The organism is Sphingobium sp. AP50 (assembly GCF_900109095.1).
Classification (GTDB): domain Bacteria; phylum Pseudomonadota; class Alphaproteobacteria; order Sphingomonadales; family Sphingomonadaceae; genus Sphingobium.
This window is the reverse complement of record NZ_FNYZ01000032.1, coordinates 1-15,864: the sequence shown is the minus strand read 5'-3', so window position 1 is coordinate 15,864 and position 15,864 is coordinate 1. Positions and strand designations below refer to the sequence as shown.

The 15,864-nt window shown below is 57.8% G+C and carries 17 protein-coding genes; 11 read left to right on the top strand and 6 right to left on the bottom strand.

The genetic code is table 11. From position 1 onward, the window contains the following. Positions 1-88: 88 nt before the first annotated feature. Positions 89-364: an HU family DNA-binding protein gene (locus tag BMY84_RS27095; protein WP_093088133.1), complete on the bottom strand. Its 276-nt coding sequence runs from the start codon at positions 362-364 to the stop codon at positions 89-91. Between the two features lie 173 nt (positions 365-537). Here BMY84_RS27095 and BMY84_RS27090 point away from each other — a divergent pair, with 173 nt between their 5' ends. From BMY84_RS27090 to BMY84_RS27080, 3 genes are all read left to right on the top strand, one after another. Then, the gene (locus BMY84_RS27090; protein WP_093088132.1) at positions 538-1,095 is read left to right on the top strand and encodes a hypothetical protein; all 558 of its coding nucleotides are present in this window, start codon (positions 538-540) and stop codon (positions 1,093-1,095) included. A 116-nt stretch (positions 1,096-1,211) separates the two neighbouring features. After that, positions 1,212-1,409 (top strand): DUF6771 family protein, encoded by a 198-nt coding sequence (locus tag BMY84_RS30935; protein WP_371262455.1) that lies wholly within the window; start codon positions 1,212-1,214, stop codon positions 1,407-1,409. Positions 1,410-1,437: 28 nt separating this feature from the next. Further along, positions 1,438-1,803, top strand: a complete 366-nt coding sequence (locus BMY84_RS27080; protein WP_093088129.1) for a hypothetical protein — start codon at positions 1,438-1,440, stop codon at positions 1,801-1,803. A gap of 235 nt (positions 1,804-2,038) precedes the next feature. On the opposite strand, the gene BMY84_RS27075 is transcribed toward BMY84_RS27080, so the two are convergent. The 4 genes from BMY84_RS27075 to BMY84_RS27060 all read right to left on the bottom strand — a co-directional run bounded on the left by BMY84_RS27075 (position 2,039) and on the right by BMY84_RS27060 (position 8,603). Then, positions 2,039-2,563 (bottom strand): helix-turn-helix domain-containing protein, encoded by a 525-nt coding sequence (locus BMY84_RS27075; RefSeq protein ID WP_093088127.1) that lies wholly within the window; start codon positions 2,561-2,563, stop codon positions 2,039-2,041. Between the two features lie 471 nt (positions 2,564-3,034). Then, positions 3,035-5,860: a PAS domain-containing hybrid sensor histidine kinase/response regulator gene (locus tag BMY84_RS27070; protein WP_218147048.1), complete on the bottom strand. Its 2,826-nt coding sequence runs from the start codon at positions 5,858-5,860 to the stop codon at positions 3,035-3,037. A gap of 268 nt (positions 5,861-6,128) precedes the next feature. Next, positions 6,129-7,271: a GGDEF domain-containing protein gene (locus BMY84_RS30775; RefSeq protein ID WP_305825974.1), complete on the bottom strand. Its 1,143-nt coding sequence runs from the start codon at positions 7,269-7,271 to the stop codon at positions 6,129-6,131. Between the two features lie 216 nt (positions 7,272-7,487). Further along, on the bottom strand, positions 7,488-8,603 hold the full coding sequence (locus BMY84_RS27060; protein ID WP_143075190.1) for a hypothetical protein: 1,116 nt from the start codon (positions 8,601-8,603) through the stop codon (positions 7,488-7,490). A gap of 56 nt (positions 8,604-8,659) precedes the next feature. Between BMY84_RS27060 and BMY84_RS27055 the strand changes: the two genes are divergently transcribed. The 8 genes from BMY84_RS27055 to BMY84_RS27030 all read left to right on the top strand — a co-directional run bounded on the left by BMY84_RS27055 (position 8,660) and on the right by BMY84_RS27030 (position 14,535). Continuing rightward, positions 8,660-9,139, top strand: a complete 480-nt coding sequence (locus BMY84_RS27055; protein WP_093088124.1) for a helix-turn-helix domain-containing protein — start codon at positions 8,660-8,662, stop codon at positions 9,137-9,139. Between the two features lie 50 nt (positions 9,140-9,189). Further along, positions 9,190-9,561, top strand: coding sequence for a hypothetical protein (locus BMY84_RS27050; protein ID WP_093088123.1), 372 nt, complete (start codon positions 9,190-9,192; stop codon positions 9,559-9,561). 29 nt (positions 9,562-9,590) lie between these two features. Next, the gene (locus BMY84_RS27045; RefSeq protein ID WP_093088121.1) at positions 9,591-10,139 is read left to right on the top strand and encodes a hypothetical protein; all 549 of its coding nucleotides are present in this window, start codon (positions 9,591-9,593) and stop codon (positions 10,137-10,139) included. Beyond that, complete coding sequence (locus tag BMY84_RS29525; RefSeq protein ID WP_143075189.1) at positions 10,105-10,485, top strand: hypothetical protein; 381 nt, start codon at positions 10,105-10,107, stop codon at positions 10,483-10,485. The genes BMY84_RS27045 and BMY84_RS29525 overlap by 35 nt, the downstream gene beginning before the upstream one ends. A gap of 671 nt (positions 10,486-11,156) precedes the next feature. Further along, positions 11,157-11,792, top strand: coding sequence for a GntR family transcriptional regulator (locus BMY84_RS27040; protein WP_177204233.1), 636 nt, complete (start codon positions 11,157-11,159; stop codon positions 11,790-11,792). A gap of 162 nt (positions 11,793-11,954) precedes the next feature. Beyond that, entirely contained in the window at positions 11,955-12,077 is a 123-nt protein-coding gene (locus BMY84_RS29520) for a benenodin family lasso peptide (protein WP_143075188.1), read from the top strand. Between the two features lie 59 nt (positions 12,078-12,136). Beyond that, a complete protein-coding gene (locus BMY84_RS27035; RefSeq protein WP_177204232.1) occupies positions 12,137-12,790 on the top strand; it encodes a lasso peptide biosynthesis B2 protein in 654 nt (217 codons plus the stop codon). A 155-nt stretch (positions 12,791-12,945) separates the two neighbouring features. Continuing rightward, complete coding sequence (locus BMY84_RS27030; protein ID WP_177204231.1) at positions 12,946-14,535, top strand: asparagine synthase-related protein; 1,590 nt, start codon at positions 12,946-12,948, stop codon at positions 14,533-14,535. A 403-nt stretch (positions 14,536-14,938) separates the two neighbouring features. Here the strand turns inward: BMY84_RS27030 and BMY84_RS27025 are convergent, their stop codons facing one another. After that, positions 14,939-15,223 (bottom strand): HU family DNA-binding protein, encoded by a 285-nt coding sequence (locus tag BMY84_RS27025; protein ID WP_093088115.1) that lies wholly within the window; start codon positions 15,221-15,223, stop codon positions 14,939-14,941. Positions 15,224-15,864 lie beyond the last annotated feature (641 nt).

Below are 15,864 nucleotides of genomic sequence, written 5' to 3'. Positions count from 1 at the left end.
CTTTACCTACGTCTTATAATAAAGTGACAGTTTGGTTCATCAAAAGCGTCGCCGCCAGGCGCCATGCAGACTCCTGGCGGCTGGAGCCTTAGCCGTTCAGCTGGTCCTTCACGGCCTTGGCCGGCGTGAAGCTCAGCTTCTTCGATGCAGCGATTTCGATGGTGGCACCAGTAGCGGGATTGCGACCCTGGCGAGCCGGACTGTCCTTGACCTTGAACTTGCCAAAGCCATTAAGCGAGACTTCGTCACCTTTCGCTGCAGCAGCGGCGATCGAGGAAAAAATGGCATCGACATATTTGCGTGCGTCAGCCTTTGTAATGTCCTGCTCCGCCGCAAGGGCTTCTGCGAGTTCGCTGTTGTTCATGGGTATATATCCTCTCAATGGGATGCTGTGCATAGGATGGAATATCTCGGCCCGGAAGAGGGGATTTGCCCGCAGATGCTGGCGGTACGCCGGTAAAGTGACACATGGGTTTTATGTGAGGCTGGGGTACGAAAGGGGATTCACAGGGAGTCAGCATCTGCTAGATTCGTGATATGTTCTATCAGGCAGATCTTTTCGAACAATCGCCTCCGTCGGCGCCGCGCGCCGTGAAGCTTGTAAAAGTGAGCTTGAAGATACCTGACCTTGTCGATCGGATCGCTGCGGTCACGCGTCGCCCTCGCTACGCCCTGCTGGTGCTGGAACTTATCGCCCGGGAGGCTGGCCCTGACGGAAGTCTCGGGCCTCATGTGCATACCGAAGAGGGGAGGGTACCTGTTCGGGATTGGTTGTGCCAGGCGCTGGCGCCTCTTGCCAAACGCGATTGCCGTCGCATGGCCCTTGTCGAAGCTGTACGGACTGAGGTGATGGCCGCCGCAGGAGAGGGGAGTGATGCAGCTGATCTCGAACGCACCTGCGTTGCGGAGATTCAGAACCGCATCATCCGCTCCGGCCGTACCAGCATTAGCCGGGCGGTGTCCGACCTGGTAAAGGCAGGCCTTCTTCGTCGGCACTATCAGGGCTATCGGGTTGACCATCCCAACCGGGGTGCTCAGCGTGAAGCTGTTTACACCATCACATCTGAAGTCAGGCAGACGCTCCGTCGCCATTGATGAGCCTATCGTTCCGACTGTGAGGCTGCCGGACAATTTATGTGCATTTGCTCCATGGCTTGTTGCGCCTCTTGCAAAAAAAACAGCCGGTGTGAGTGACGCAGTTGCGGGCCACGATGCTTCTGGCCATAGGCGCACTCATGGATGATGAAATAGCCAAGCTGATTACTGCGACTTTGGAGCGAGCGCCCCAATGGGTGCGGCACGATCTATCGTCAAAGGATGCTTCCACGCGTGGGCGGGCTGAAGAGACATTGGCCGCCATGATTGCAAATGGATTGCGGGAGGGAACTGGCGATTCCGCAAAGGGTTGATCGGCAAACGACCAGAGGCGTTTCGGCGATGGCCAAACTGACCGATTATCTGTTGCCCATATTGATGCTCATCCTTTTGCTTGGGGCCGGGGTGCAGCCCGTAGCCGCGCAAATGGCTGGTCCAGCGAGGTCCGGTGTGCAGGGCGGTAATCAGACTGTCCAATGCGCAAATGCGCGCCGCTTCTTCATCCGGGTCGCGGAAAAGCATGCTGTGGTGACTTTTGGTCCCAGGCAAATCACCTTGCCGCAGCAGGACTTCAAGCTCGGTCGCTACTTCAGCAGCCGGGATGCCGCTCTTATTGTCGACCAAGAATTTGTTGCCTTCGTGCCTCGCGGGGATGAAGGATGGAAGGAGTGCCGAATAGTTGAAGGTGCAACACACCCATCGGGATAACGACCCACTGCTTTCCCATGTGGCCGCCGCTGAAGCGATCGACAGGGTACTCGATATCGTTACCCGCTTGAGTTTAGAGCAATGCGCCGAAATTTGGAGCTGCCGTCCTGATCATACGGGTGCGACAGCCACAACTTAGATCAAGATCATGACCTGATTTGCTGATCATGGCTTGGACGGACCTGACTGGTCGAAGCCAGGCTGATTTGTTGATCGCCGCCATGTCGCTATAGCGTCAGAGGCGAAAATCCTCGCTCTCCGCGAGACGTGCACGCCTGTTCATGATATCGCGCACTCCGTCAATCAGCCGGCTCACCACAGTCCGTTGAATGGCGCCGGCCCATTCGCGGCGAACTTCGGTGCCATCCACGCCGTCCAGATCGTCCAGAGTCGAGATCAATATCCGCGGGAGGTTGATAAAGGCGTCACATAACATCGAAATAAGCGGATCGTGACGATCCAGCTGCGTGACTTCAAGGTCTTCGCAGGCCTTGCTCTGGATGTAGGCATGCACGACGTCGTAGTCGAGCGCATGGAGAATTACCTGCAATTCATCGACGCTCATCGTCGCACGTCGTTCGATCGTGCCATGAAGCAGAAGACCGAGGCGGGACTTGCTGATCCCGGTCTTGGACCCAAGTTGGCGAAGCGTAATGCGGCGGCGGGCCATGACATGGAGGATGAAGGGTACGAAATTCGGCAACGATGCCCTGTCATTCATCACGCAGGAAGACAAGGCCTGGCTGGAAACATAGGACATGGGACCCCCTGATATATGCAATGCTGCCACCATGCATGGGCTGGAAAAGGTCGCAACACATGTTGCAGCCAAATCGAGTGCATGTGCATTTCCTCGCACCTTCCGGCGAGTGGCGAGGTCGGGACGAAGGCTATCGATCGCGGCTTCGCCCCTTTGTCGATGCTGCCGCCATTGCCTGACGAAGAGGCATCGGTGCCCCGTGCGCGACATGGGCAGGCATGAAGGCACAGCTTGTCAGCGAAGAGGAAAAGAAGCGGGCTGGCGCTGTCTGCTCGTCCGACCATGTATCTCAAACGGCGCTGCATCCAATCATGGCGCGCTATTCACGTTCGTCAGCATCGGAGTTCGGGGCAGCGGAGGAAAGACCGCTTCGCTGATTGCCCGAATGCTCGAACAATTTTGCATATCTCAAAAAGCGCGGGATCGACACATCATCTCCTGATGCTATGCCAGCAGGGGTAATGAAGCCGCTTATCCGCTTTCCTCCTCAAGTACGCGGCGGACACATGCTGCGAGATCTTCAATCGTGAAGGGCTTGCCGATGAGATGTACGCCAGGATCGAGCACGCCATTGTGGACGACGGCGTTGCGGGTATATCCCGTAGTGAAGAGGACCTTGAGAGCGGGGCGTCGTTTGCGGGCTTCCTCTGCGAGCTTGCTGCCATTGATCTCGGGCATGACCACATCGGTGAAAAGCAATGAGATTTCGGGATGGGCGTCGATCAGTTTCAACGCTGCTTCGGCGCCATTGGCCTCCAAGACACGATAGCCCAGGTCATTGAGCGCATCGACCGAAACCTGACGCACGCCCGGCTCGTCCTCCACCACCAATATGACTTCCTGGCTATCACCTAAAGGCAGCTCAGCCAAATCTCGAACCTCGTGCGTTTCATCCAGGCTCCCGAATGAACGGGGAAGATAGACTTTCACGGTCGTACCCTCCCCAATCTCGGAATAGATTTTTACGTGGCCGCCGGACTGTTTGACAAACCCATATACCTGGCTGAGGCCAAGGCCGGTGCCACGCCCCACTTCCTTGGTCGTAAAGAAGGGATCGAATGCCTTTGCTATCACTTGCTGTGACATGCCGCTGCCAGTATCGCTTACCGCAATCATCACATATTGTCCTGCAGGGACCCCCATATGGTCAGCGGCATAGCGGTCATCGAGATGGCAATTGGCGGTCTCGATTGTCAGGCGTCCGCCCCCGGGCATGGCGTCGCGTGCATTGACGGCGAGATTGAGGATGCCATTCTCGAGCTGGTTAGGATCGGCGAAAATCCGCCATAAGCCGCCTGCCAATATGGTTTCGGGCAGGATATCCGGAAGAGTATGGCGAAGCATGTCCGACATCCCCGCCACGAGCCTGTTGGCATCGAGCATTTCGGGTTTGAGCGGCTGCTGGCGTGAAAAGGCGAGCAATCTTTGTGCCAGCTGGGCAGCCCGATGCGCACCGTCCATGGCTGCGTCAACATACCGCCTGGCGCGAGGATCATCATTTCCCAGGCGTCGCGTCAGGAGATCGAGCGAACCTATCACAACCGCGAGCATATTGTTGAAGTCATGCGCAATGCCGCCGGTCAGCTGTCCGACAGCTTCCATTTTCTGGCTTTGTCGCAGGGCATCTTCGGCCTTTGTTCGCTCAGCCACCTCTTCGGCGACCCGCATTTCGAGCCGATCGTTGAGCTCGCGCAGGCGTTCTTCATCGGCTTTACGGGTGGTAATATCAAGTGCGACACCCACGACACGTACGCAGCGCTCATCCTCGAACACGCCGCGCCCCTTCGCCGCAATCCACCGCACAATGCCATCTTCCTTGCCGACGGTGCGATATTCCACATCATAGATGGCACGCTGTCCGGCGTCGACCGCGGCTAAGAAGGCCTTGCTGGTGCGATCCAGATCGTCCGGGTGCAGCCCCGCATAAAAGTCTTCCATCGACACAGGCACATCCGGCGAAATTCCGAACATCGCCTTGGTGCGTGCTGGCCATATGAGCACATTTTCGACGAGATCGACATCCCATAGCCCTGTGTCGGAGGCTTCAGTCGCTAGCCTTAGTCGCTCCTCACTTTCCGACAGCGCATGTGCGGATTGCATGCGCTCGGTAAGGTCCATCATGGCACCAATCATGCGGACAGGATGTCCTGCGAGATCGCGAAGGACCGTACCGCGATCCAGCACGAACGCGTAGCTTCCGTCGGCTCTCTCGAAGCGATACTCATCGGTCCAGCTGCTGCCGCCATTGTCGATGACCGCGTGAATACCGGCATCGATCCGGGGGCGATCATCGGGGTGGATATGGTCCAGCCACCATGTCGCGCTCGTTTGATCAACAGCGTGGCCAAAGCGGATCGAGACGGCATCATTCCAAATGACATGTCCGTCGGCCAGACGCCAATCCCAGATCACATCACTGGTTGCATCTATGGCAAGACGATAACGTTCTTCAATCTCGCGATGACTGGCTTCAGCGGCCTTGCGCTCTGTGATGTCGAGCGAGGTGCCGACAAGTCCGACGACCGCATCATTGGAATCGCGAAGCGGCGACTTTGTGGACAGCCATATGGCTTTACGGCCGTCCGGAAAATTTACCTCCTCCTCGATTTGCTCGGATATGCCGCTGTCCATGATCCGCTGGTCCGTAGCCATGACCAGGGCAGCCTGTTCCTTGTCCTCCAGGACCTCAAGGTCGGTGCGACCGATATACTCCTGGGGTGCCTTACCGATAAGTCCGCTTGTACCAAGATTCCCGATCATCAGCCGGCCATCACGGTCTTTGGCATAGACGACACCCGGCATCGCCTGGACGAAGTTGGTCAGCAGCGCCTGGGCGTGATCACGTTCGGCTGCGATTCGTCGCCGTTCGCCGATATCAATGATGACGCCGGGGAAACTGACCGGTGCGCCGCTTACCTCATATACAATGTGACCATTTGCCTCGATCCAGTGGTAGGCACCGTCTCTACGACGAGCACGATATTCGTGGGTGTAGCGCCCTCCCTGCGCGAGGGCGCGACCGATGGCGGCCTCAAGGCCGGCCTGATCGTCCGGATGAACGGTTTCAATGATGTGCTGGAGGCTGATGCCTTCGCGACCCAGCTTGGGATCGAGGCCGAAAGCCTCGGCGAAGGATTCATCCACGATAATGCGGTCGGCCGGAACGTCCCAGAACCAGGTGCCTATGATCGCGCCTGCCGCAAGGGCAAGTTTGAGGCGGTCGGCATCAAAACGCAACCGCGCGATTTCCGCGTGCAGCTCTTCGATGGTTGGCTCTTCTCTGCCAGTTGGATGCAATGGCTGACGCTCCTGAGTTTCGGCCCGAACGTATATCCGGGCAATAAGGTCCAATCCAGTCGGGGTGGGGCGGGCGCGGTCTGATGATTTCGATATCGGCGAAAATGGATTGAAAAGATCTTGTTCAAGAGGGCGCCATGCTCGGCGCTCTCCTGTTCAGGGCGCGTCTGCTGGACAGGGTAATGGAGGCATCGGTACCGATCGATACCCTATGGTTGGACCAGCGCGACCCTTTTGACGCCGTCGCGAGACATGGCTGTCAACCAGCTCAGGCCACAGCGCGGCCGGGCTGTCCAATGCCAGTTTCGTCACAAAAGTGAATTTGCGCTTTCCCGCCGGCCTTGGAGCGATACAGAGCGCGATCAGCACATTGCATGAGTCCATCGAGATCGCGCCCATGGGTCGGCGCCAGCGCGATACCGATGCTCACGGACACCCGCATTTGCATGTCGTCGATCAGATAGGGTTCGGACAAGTGCCTGACGATCCGGCGCGCGAGCAGGTCCGCCTGGTCGCTATGCTGGATTGCGGTCTGGAGAATGAGGAACTCATCGCCGCCCAGCCTGACTATGATATCATCGCTTCGCACGGTCGCTGTCAGCCGCCTGGCTACCTCCACAAGCAGCCGGTCGCCTGTCGGATGGCCAAATTTGTCGTTGATGGACTTGAATCCGTCCAGATCGAGGCAGTGGATGGCAATCTGATTGCCGCCACGACAGGCCAGGATTGCTTTCTGGAATGCGTCTCGAAGAAGCAACCGGTTGGCCAGGCCAGTCAATGGATCATAGCGTGCTAGCTTGGCCAGGTCATGCTTGGCTGTCAGATGCTCGACGGCTGAGCTATAAAGATGTCGAACGGACTGGATGCTCATAAGGGCCACGACGGTAAGGAGAATGGCTTCCAGGATGAAGAACTGGCCATGGAGTTGATAAGCCTGGTTGCCCGCCGCATGGATCAGCATTCCCACTGCCACCGGCACCACCGCGATGGACTGGCCGATAAGGCAGAGACGTGGACGGCCGGCGTTGCGCGATACGATGCCTGCGCCAAAGGTGAAAATAAGGCTGACAGTTGCGAGATGGATAAGGGGTTGATGTGTCGCCAGCACCCGCAGATTGATGGCTGCCACGAGGCCGGCAAAGCCATAGGTCAATAGCGCATATCGCTTTTCCCATGATTTAAGAGCCGATACGGCCTGACTAACTCCGCCAGCTTTGTGGAACCCATGGATCACTATAAGGCGAAAAAGCGTCACCACGGCACCAAGGCCGACAAGAACCAGCACCATTTGGTCCGGCCAAGCCAGATAAACGAGGCTGCCGACAAGTGCATAGAGAATGCCGAAGCCAAGAATTGGCGCGGACATCGTGAAGAGCGTGGCGACCAGATCACGATAGACCGCATCCGGCAACAGCTGCGCAGCATGGCGACCGAAAACAGACGGCATGGCCTGTTCGCCGACAGCGGGTGCACGTCTCTCCATGATCTCACTATGCCGGCGGATGGTAAATTTTTCTTGAAAGCGGATGGCTGCCTGACGCTATTTTATTAATCTGGTGCCAAAGGCCTGCGATCTCCTTACCATGGATGGGTCTGTCATAGTCACGGCCTGATGCTCGGTTCGAACTCATGGCGCTTGGTAATCGTCCGGAAAGCCCGGATTTGTTCGCCCGATATGATCAAAAATTCGGTTTTGAAGCCATTGAACGAAGCGGCCATCTTGGAGAGAGGCCCTGTGGAACCGGAAGGTCGGGACCGATCTCGTTTGCCAGAGTGATGGAGTCTGGCTGTCAGACGTCATGACGCAGAGACGGCATTTTGATGCGTCCTGAAAATGGACGTTGATGTTCAGCCGGCAGGCTAAGAATTTGGACATGGCGTCGATCGGCCTGGAGATGGACAGGTTAATGCCATAGCGATCGAGGTTGCGCTGGAGCGCGCGCAATATATGAATGATATCGCGCTCAAAGTCCGAGAATATCGGAAAGAAGCAGGCTGGCGAGGCAATCGCCTGGGCGTGCCCGCTAATGGCCTCTATCCTGCCCCCGGCATCAATCCCGCAGCGCAAGAGAGCAAGGAACGGACCGCCACTTGCGCACTGGCCTGATATGGATTGAGTGACGATAATCGGCGCAGCACGTTTGAAATAGAGCGCCCTGGGCGCGACAGCGGTTGCAATCAGGAGCAGATAGGCCTGCGCGTCGCCTTTGAAGGTGGCGTTCAATCTGTTCGCGATTTCACCATTCCAATAGGGCCGGCTTCGGGTCCATAACATCCTGTCCAGAGGCAGCTTGCCTATCATGATCATGCGCGCTGCTCCGCGCATTGCCTCGATGGCGTCATCCAGGCTTTCTTCCGGTCGTTCGATCAGAGGAGGCAGGATATGACAACTGGCCCTCGCCATCAGCGTGAGGAGGAGCGAGCTAGTGTCACCGCCGATCAACTGAACATCCCTGCTGCTGCCGTCGTATAAGCGCGCCGACCCTGTAGCTGGATCGGAAAGTGCAACGCCGCACCTGCTGTCGGGAAAGGGATTGCATGGCTCTGATTTCACTCCATCAGGCTCCTCCCCTATCAGCACGACGCGGCCCACGGGACAAGAATTGGAGCAGAAGCGGTTGTATTTTCGGCCGCCGGAACCGCCCATATTGTTGGGGAAAAATGACGATTTAATCGGCGCATCTTGGCGGCTGGGCCATAGGCATTCGTCGCCGCCATCCCCTGTGCGATGATGATCCTGCATGCCAAACGAGCCAGCGCGACTTATTTTCTTGTTACAGTTGAGTTACGTTCGTACCCATGAGCATCGATCAACTCACGGACAAGGAAAAGGAATGTCTGCGCCTTCTCCTCTACCCCATGCGGTCCAAGGAAATCGCAATCGCGATGGGACGTTCGGTTCACACCGTCAATGGCCATCTTCAGGAGGCTCGTCGCAAGCTTGGCGTGACCGACAGTATCTCGGCCGCCCATATGCTGCGCGACGCTGAGACCCCCCAAAAAATTGAGGGGGTGAATTTTTGGGTGTCGGCCAATCCCGCAGAGCTAGCGCATGAAGACGGGGCCGAAGCCTTCGGCGAAACAGAAAGCGCAAGGGAGACATCAAGAGAGACATGGGGCCTGCCCTTCGCCAGAAGAGAGCGCCCCTGGAATGATCTCGATCTTAGATGGCGAATTGCATGGCCAGTCATGCTTTTCTTCTTCGCCGCTCTTGGCGTTTCCGCTCTTTCATCGGGAGCGGCCACGCTTTCGGCAATGCATCTGTCTGTCTCCCGCTAGGCCCGGTTCTTTTGGGTTCGCCCCAGACAGGGAGAAGAATGATGTCATTTATGGAATTGCGCCAGAACCAGCTTCGGCGACGCGAAGCTGCCACCGAGATATTCACAAGCCTGGAAACTTTCGAGAAGGATCTCGGACGGACCCTGGCAAGTGTTTCACTCCTTATTGGGCAACTGCCGGTGGCCAGAGCAAAGGCGAACATGTCCGTTGTCGTCGGGCAGGAGGTAATCGACCGGTTCGTGGCCGCTCTGGGGCACATCAACCAGGCCATGGGCGCGGCGGTCGAAGGCCATAACCATCTGGAGCAGACGAGGCGCGCCTTGCGCCTTCCCGAGATGGGCGGCGGCGACAAGGATATCATTCCCAATGTTGCTCAGGCCGCCGATCAGGTCTCCGATGATCACGGACGGATGACGGGCTAAGTCTGCCCGTCGCAAATTAGGGACCAGGCGTGCTGCGGATTATCCTGTTCAACATATTCTATTTGGGATCGTCCGGATTCGCGCTCGTGCGCGGAGGTGTGCCGGAAAGGCTGGCAGCTGTCATTCTGGTGGCGGATTTTCAGCTCAGCCATTGGGTGATCAAGCCCCTGGCATTGCGCTACAGCGGCGTTGAGGGCACGATGCTCGCGGTTGATCTGGCTGCATTCGTCGCCCTCTATGCCATGTCGCTATTTTCGACCCGCTACTGGCCGATGTGGATGGCGGTCTTTCAGGGATGCGCGGTTGCAGGCCATGTGAACGGCCTTCGTGCGGATGTCATCCCCTTCGCCTATGGCAATTATGTAGCCGTCTGGTCCTATCTGCTCCTCGCCATTCTGATTGCCGGCACGATGCGCCATTGCCGCAGAAAGCGGCGCTATGGCCGCGACCCGTCCTGGCGGTGGGAGCTTCCCGATACATATAGAGATGGAGGTCCGGCCGATGCAGCCGACATATCTGCAAGCCCCACAAGTATCTTTGGGCATGAGGAAAAGCCAGTCACTGGAGAGCAGGGCTGAAAAGGACAGCCTGGCGGATCTCGCCAGATCGATTTTGGCCTCGCGGCGGCGCCGCGCACAGTTTTTCGGCAACGGCATTTTCTCTGATCCCAGCTGGGACATCTTGCTTGACCTGCGCGCCCACCATGGCTCGGAACGACGAATTTCCAGTCTCTTCGTTGCTGATTGCGCGCCAGTTTCGACGGGCCTCACCCATCTGCGCCGGCTGCACGAGCGTGGACTCGTGGACAGATGGGTTGATCCCAAAGATGGTCGGCGTCGCCTCGCCCGGCTATCCGACCACGGCCTCGCACTCATGGATCAGTTTCTGCTGGCGTTGCGCACTACATCTGCAATGCGCAATTAATCGCAGCCTGGTGGAGCGACGGCTGTGCTTGGGTGGCGGCCTAGAACAGGGTCCGCAGCAACATCGGCATAGACCCTGCTCTGGGACCTTCCGATCCGCCTTATCCGTTTGCGCGGCAGTCCTCAACCAGCGACCGGACCGCCGAAATGCATGGATGCCTGTGGTTTGTTCGAGGCAGATGACATCGTAAGCCGCTTGGACAATGCGACCGGTAGACGAGCGATGGGCCATGATCCGATCAGGGATGACCGGATCATGGCACCGAGCAGAAGCCGATCCGATTGCATCGACCAGCTGCTCCAGCTCCTTTTTTCGCGTCCCAGGTCAGCTGGGGATGGCCGCCGCCGACTTTGTTTCGATCTGCTTGGGGCACGTTCCAGCGCCGGGCTTTTCTCCATTGGCGAGACGGGGTCAGGACCGGCCCAAGGGCGGCGTCGAGAACGCTTTAGAGCATATAACGCTTCGAGACCGGTTGCGGTCAGCCCGGCTGAGAACGTGGTTCATATCATAATCCAGACAACGGACCGGAGCGCTCGGCTGCTGCCCCGTCGCAAAGCCCCGAAGCGACTCATCATACGAGGATGCGCAACATATGACAGGATATGCGCCTGCATCGAGGAGGCTCCTCCGCAGGGGATCGACGGCAAACATTTTGCACTATGGGAGGGAGCATGTCTCCTGATGCTGTGACGGCCGAGCGGCTCTACCATGATGTGCGCGAAGCCATCATGGCCGGAGAATTTCGCCCTGGTGCTTCCCTGATCACAAGCCAGATAGCCGACCGGTTCGGGACCAGCGTGACGCCGGTCCGCGATGCTCTCCATCGGCTGGTGGGTGAGCGCGCCATCATGATGCAGGCTGGCGGCGGCTTTGTCGTGCCGACCCTTGACCCGCTGACCATCAGTCATCTCTACAGATGGCAGGCGGACATATTGCATTCCATCGCCAGAAATGTGCCGCAGCTCGAGTTGATCGGCGAGGCGCCGGTCGCTGCCCAGTCTGGCACAGCTGGCCGTGTGCAGCATGCGCAAGCGACAGGGCAGCTGTTCGAGCGGCTGGCGCGCCTTTCGAATAATCCGGAACATCTCGAAGCCATATCTGCGCTGCACTCGCGGCTGCAGATCGTGCGGCGCCACGAATATGTGCTCGGCCGCTGTCGGAGTGAGTTGCACTCGCTATGGGAGCATATTCATTCAGGAAACAAACATAAGGCCAGAATAGCGCTTTGGCATTATCACAAGAGACGTCTGTTAAGCGTGGAAAAAATATATGAGCAGATTTCCATTCAACAATATGTTGTAACTTGATGTATTTCGTCCATTTTCAGATAATTGCGCTTATTGTCTGTTAAATTAGATGCCATCCTGACATATATGCCGCCAATATGGTTGCGTATATTATTCTCGTTGGAAATGCCGCCTCTTAATATTGGTAGGCCGTCATGAGACGGCTTATTGATGGAGGTAGTTATGGAAAAGCATGAAGAGGCACTCATCGATCTGGGTGAAATCGCCGCCGAAACCAAAGGACCGCCTGCCGGGTCGGGCGACATCGTGGGTCAGCAGCAGCTGACGGGCCTCACCGACGAATGATTGCCAGGTGCCAGCGCGTCCCCGCGGCGCGCTGGCATTTTCTGCAAGGAGGCATGGGCATGGCCTATATGCTGCGCGCAGGCGTGACCTTTTGCACCGCCGCCAACCGCCATTTTTTCCTCGACCGCGACGCTGATCGATATTTCGCGCTTGGCGAGCAGGACCAGCATCTCTTTTCGGCGTTGCTCGCCATGGATCCGGACATAATGGGCCAGACCAGCCTGTCTCCGGCGCTTGCGTTGTTTCTACGGCAAGGAGAGGGCAGGCAGCTCCAGCCCTTTGCCGCCAGGCACCCGGCTGTCGCGGGCATGGAGGTCGGCACACCGATCAGGCCCAGCTTCATGCTAATCTTGAGGGCAGCGCTTGCCTATCTTCATGCCAAAATCCGATTAAGGCAGCGGACTGTAGGAAATCTGCTCGCGGAGCTTGCGCATTCCAAACCGTCAGTTGATGTCGCACCTGAGGTGGATGGACCGCTCGGAGAGCTCGCTGCCGCATTCGATCGGCTGCGCGTCTGGACGGGTGAGGATCAATGCCTTGCCATGTCGCTCGGCTATGCCCGCATCGCCTATAGGATGGGATATCCGGTCGACATCATCTTCGGTATCTCGCCGCGGCCGTTCAGCGCGCACTGCTGGGTTCAGTTGGGTGATCGGGCGCTGAACGATCGCCTCTCTCGGGTCGAGGTCTTCACTCCGGTCTATGCGCAATGATCCCGGGCAACTATCTCATCATTCATGGCGCCGCCGATCCCGAAACCTGCGATCGGCTGCTGAAGCGGGCCAGAAGCCATGACCCGCTCCTCGTGCAACGCTTCAGATCAGCCGCTTTCAACCTATTCGCCGATCCTGCGCTCCCGTGCGCGCTCATGGCTGAGGGCAGGGGAGCGATCCTTGGTGTCCTGCATGGACCAGATGCAAGGGCGTTCGACGCCACGACCGGGCATGGCGAACATCTTGCCTTTTCCGACTGGAGAGCTGTTATCCGGGATAATTGGGGGGATTATGTCATTGTCGCGGAAGGCGATGATCCAACCGATGCCTGGGTTGCCAGAAGTCCGATGGGTCATCTGCCCTGCTACTATGCCGAGCATGAGGGGGTGGTCATCGTCTCCAACACAGCACGGCTGATCCAGGCGACGGGCGTGCCGCTCACCATCGACAGAGAAGCCGTGCAGCGGCATCTTCTCAACATCAATGCTCGGCTTGCGTCGACCTGTCTGCACGGACTGAAAGAGGTCGAGGCAGGACATCAGCTTTGCCTGGAGAGCGGCCACCCCGTCACAAGTTCTCACTGGCGTCCCTGGCGCTTTGCTGGTCGGGAGGGACAGGTGGATGAACTGGGTCGCGCGCCCGGTCTTGTGCGCGAGCGGATTATCGATGCAACGGCCAAACAGGCGAGCGGTCGCAATCATATCCTGCTTGGCCTTTCAGGCGGCCTCGATTCTTCTATCCTTGCAGCGAGCATGGCGGCGGCAGATGTGGAATTCAGCTGCTTCACTCTGGTGACCCCCGATGGAGCCGGGGACGAACGGCGCTATGCCCGCCTTGTAGCCGAGCATCTTGGCAAGCCCCTGTTCGAGATTGAAGAGCGTTGCGATGATATCGACATAACCCATAGCTCGGCGGCGCATCTTCCGCGGCCAGTTTCGCGATGTTTCGCCCAGTCTGGCGACAGGATACAGATGGAGCTGGCGGACCGGATAGGCGCTGACGCCTATATGAGCGGCGGGGGAGGGGATAATATCTTCTGCTATGTTCACTCCGCACGGCCATTTGCGGACCGGCTGCTGGAAACAGGTCCGGGTATCCATGCCTGGACGACCGCGAAAGACCTCGCTCTTCTCACGGACAGTCCGCAATGGAAGGTGATGTGGCGGGGCCTCAATCGAGCATGGGCGCGCAGTCGCGACTATCATTGGCCACTCGAACGGGCCTTCCTCGGGCCCGAGGCCCGATCCGTTGCCCAAAGCGAAATCACCCATGAATGGATGCGCGCCCCGCCGGGGGAATTGCCAGGGAAGGCGCAGCATATTGCCTGGATCTTGGGTGTCCTCAATCATCTCGAAGGGCATGAACGTGAACATGCACGGCCAACCCTCTGGCCGCTTCTGGCTCAGCCGGTGGTCGAGACATGTCTTTCGATACCCAGCTGGGCGTGGATCAGTGGCGGGCAGAACAGGGTGATTGCGCGCCAAGGATTTGCAGAATTGTTGCCGAGCGAGATACTCGAGAGGCGCTCGAAAGGGAGCCCTGACAGCTTCGTGATCGACCTGTTCGAAAGCAATAAATCCCGTATCGAGGCCTGGCTCTGCGAAGGGTGGCTTGCCGGTCAGGGGTTGATCGAAGTCGATGCCATATCTCGCCGCTGCCGGCAGCCGCAGGTGCATCGCGACACATCCTGCTGGAAAATCTTCAGGCTTGTCGATGCTGAAAGCTGGGCCAGATGCTGGCTGTAGGCTGCCGAGATGGCGCCTGCAGCGATTGCATTTTGCGCCGAGCCGATGCGCTTATGGCATGTAAGGGCGAACAGGCACCGTCGTATCTGCTCGCCCACCATACAGTCCAATGATGGCAAGCCATGCATCAGCATATAAAGGCCGGACGTCAACTATTTCCGCACTGATGGGGTCCAGGTGGTTTGCATGTCTGGTGAAGCAGATGCAAACCGGACGCGCGAGGCGCACTGCCGATAGAGTTGCCTCGAGGCAGGGTCAGATCATGTGCAGGTTACCCGCGGCGTCCGGCACGTCTGCGCCTCGGCTTTTGCCGGGGCCTGGCTATCGGGTCAGCACCTATATGCCCCGACAGCGACCTTGATGGTAGCAGGATAGTTTTCAGATCGGTCTTTCCAGACGCCCATCATTCCTCCTGATTGATGCGTCCATAAAGGCCTTTGCCGACCTTGAAATGCACGACCTGTTTGGCATCAACTGCGACGGCGTCACCGGTTCTTGGATTGCGACCGGTACGTGCGTCGCGCGCGCGCACGGAAAATGCCCCGAAACCTCGCAGTTCAACGCGGCCGCCGCGCTTGAGCTGCTCGACAATCCCGTCGAAGAAGAGCGCCACAATCTTTTCTACCTCGCTATGCGTGAGGTTCGGATTCTCCAGAGCCAGCTTCTGTATCAATTCAGATCGAACCATAATCCCCTCTCTCCCCTTCGGACATCCATATCGCTCACGCGGAGACAGTCCAGCGCGATATGATCCAGATGGGGCCGCTGCGGGCAGGTCGAGTTCAACACACACTTCCTGCTTGATGCCACGCCAGACGCGTTGGCCGACACTATCATCTATGAGATCGGCCATATGTTAGGCATCAGTTGGGACATTGGTGAAGTGCAATCAAATCCTTGATCGCCAATGCCGACAGTTGCACCTCGTAGATCATGCCTTGGCGATGGAGGCCCTTACCTGGGCAAATGCCTTGTTGAGCGGCATTGGGGGGCGGGGATCAGCTAGGGCTTCCGCAACGCGGACGCGCACCAGTTCATCCAGTACAGCCTCTTCGCGATCCAGTGCGCGTAAACCCGCTCACATTACTTCACTCATGGAGGCATATCGGCCAGACGCTAAATGGCGCTCGGAATGAGATGACATTTCACCAAGCGTTACCGTAATAGCCTTTGCAGCCATGTCTAACCTCCGGTCTAATATGATTTTATCATATCGCATCGTTGGTGCAGAAGCTAATACCAACCTCCAATGATCCTGACTCACGTTGGGGATTCCCAAAGCGATGAATGTCTGAATCTATGGGTGCCGGTTGGAGGGCATTGCCATGG

What these genes read in the sequence shown, in the direction of transcription:
- BMY84_RS27080 (WP_093088129.1), top strand. Translation starts at nt 1,438, where the DNA reads ATGGCCAAACTGACCGATTATCTGTTGCCCATATTGATGCTCATCCTT.
- BMY84_RS27050 (WP_093088123.1), top strand. Translation starts at nt 9,190, where the DNA reads ATGGAATTGCGCCAGAACCAGCTTCGGCGACGCGAAGCTGCCACCGAG.
- BMY84_RS27095 (WP_093088133.1), bottom strand. Translation starts at nt 364, where the DNA reads ATGAACAACAGCGAACTCGCAGAAGCCCTTGCGGCGGAGCAGGACATT.
- BMY84_RS27075 (WP_093088127.1), bottom strand. Translation starts at nt 2,563, where the DNA reads ATGTCCTATGTTTCCAGCCAGGCCTTGTCTTCCTGCGTGATGAATGAC.
- BMY84_RS30935 (WP_371262455.1), top strand. Translation starts at nt 1,212, where the DNA reads ATGCTTCTGGCCATAGGCGCACTCATGGATGATGAAATAGCCAAGCTG.
- BMY84_RS27060 (WP_143075190.1), bottom strand. Translation starts at nt 8,603, where the DNA reads ATGCAGGATCATCATCGCACAGGGGATGGCGGCGACGAATGCCTATGG.
- BMY84_RS27090 (WP_093088132.1), top strand. Translation starts at nt 538, where the DNA reads ATGTTCTATCAGGCAGATCTTTTCGAACAATCGCCTCCGTCGGCGCCG.
- BMY84_RS27040 (WP_177204233.1), top strand. Translation starts at nt 11,157, where the DNA reads ATGTCTCCTGATGCTGTGACGGCCGAGCGGCTCTACCATGATGTGCGC.
- BMY84_RS27035 (WP_177204232.1), top strand. Translation starts at nt 12,137, where the DNA reads ATGGCCTATATGCTGCGCGCAGGCGTGACCTTTTGCACCGCCGCCAAC.
- BMY84_RS27025 (WP_093088115.1), bottom strand. Translation starts at nt 15,223, where the DNA reads ATGGTTCGATCTGAATTGATACAGAAGCTGGCTCTGGAGAATCCGAAC.
- BMY84_RS27055 (WP_093088124.1), top strand. Translation starts at nt 8,660, where the DNA reads ATGAGCATCGATCAACTCACGGACAAGGAAAAGGAATGTCTGCGCCTT.
- BMY84_RS27030 (WP_177204231.1), top strand. Translation starts at nt 12,946, where the DNA reads ATGGCTGAGGGCAGGGGAGCGATCCTTGGTGTCCTGCATGGACCAGAT.
- BMY84_RS29520 (WP_143075188.1), top strand. Translation starts at nt 11,955, where the DNA reads ATGGAAAAGCATGAAGAGGCACTCATCGATCTGGGTGAAATCGCCGCC.
- BMY84_RS29525 (WP_143075189.1), top strand. Translation starts at nt 10,105, where the DNA reads ATGAGGAAAAGCCAGTCACTGGAGAGCAGGGCTGAAAAGGACAGCCTG.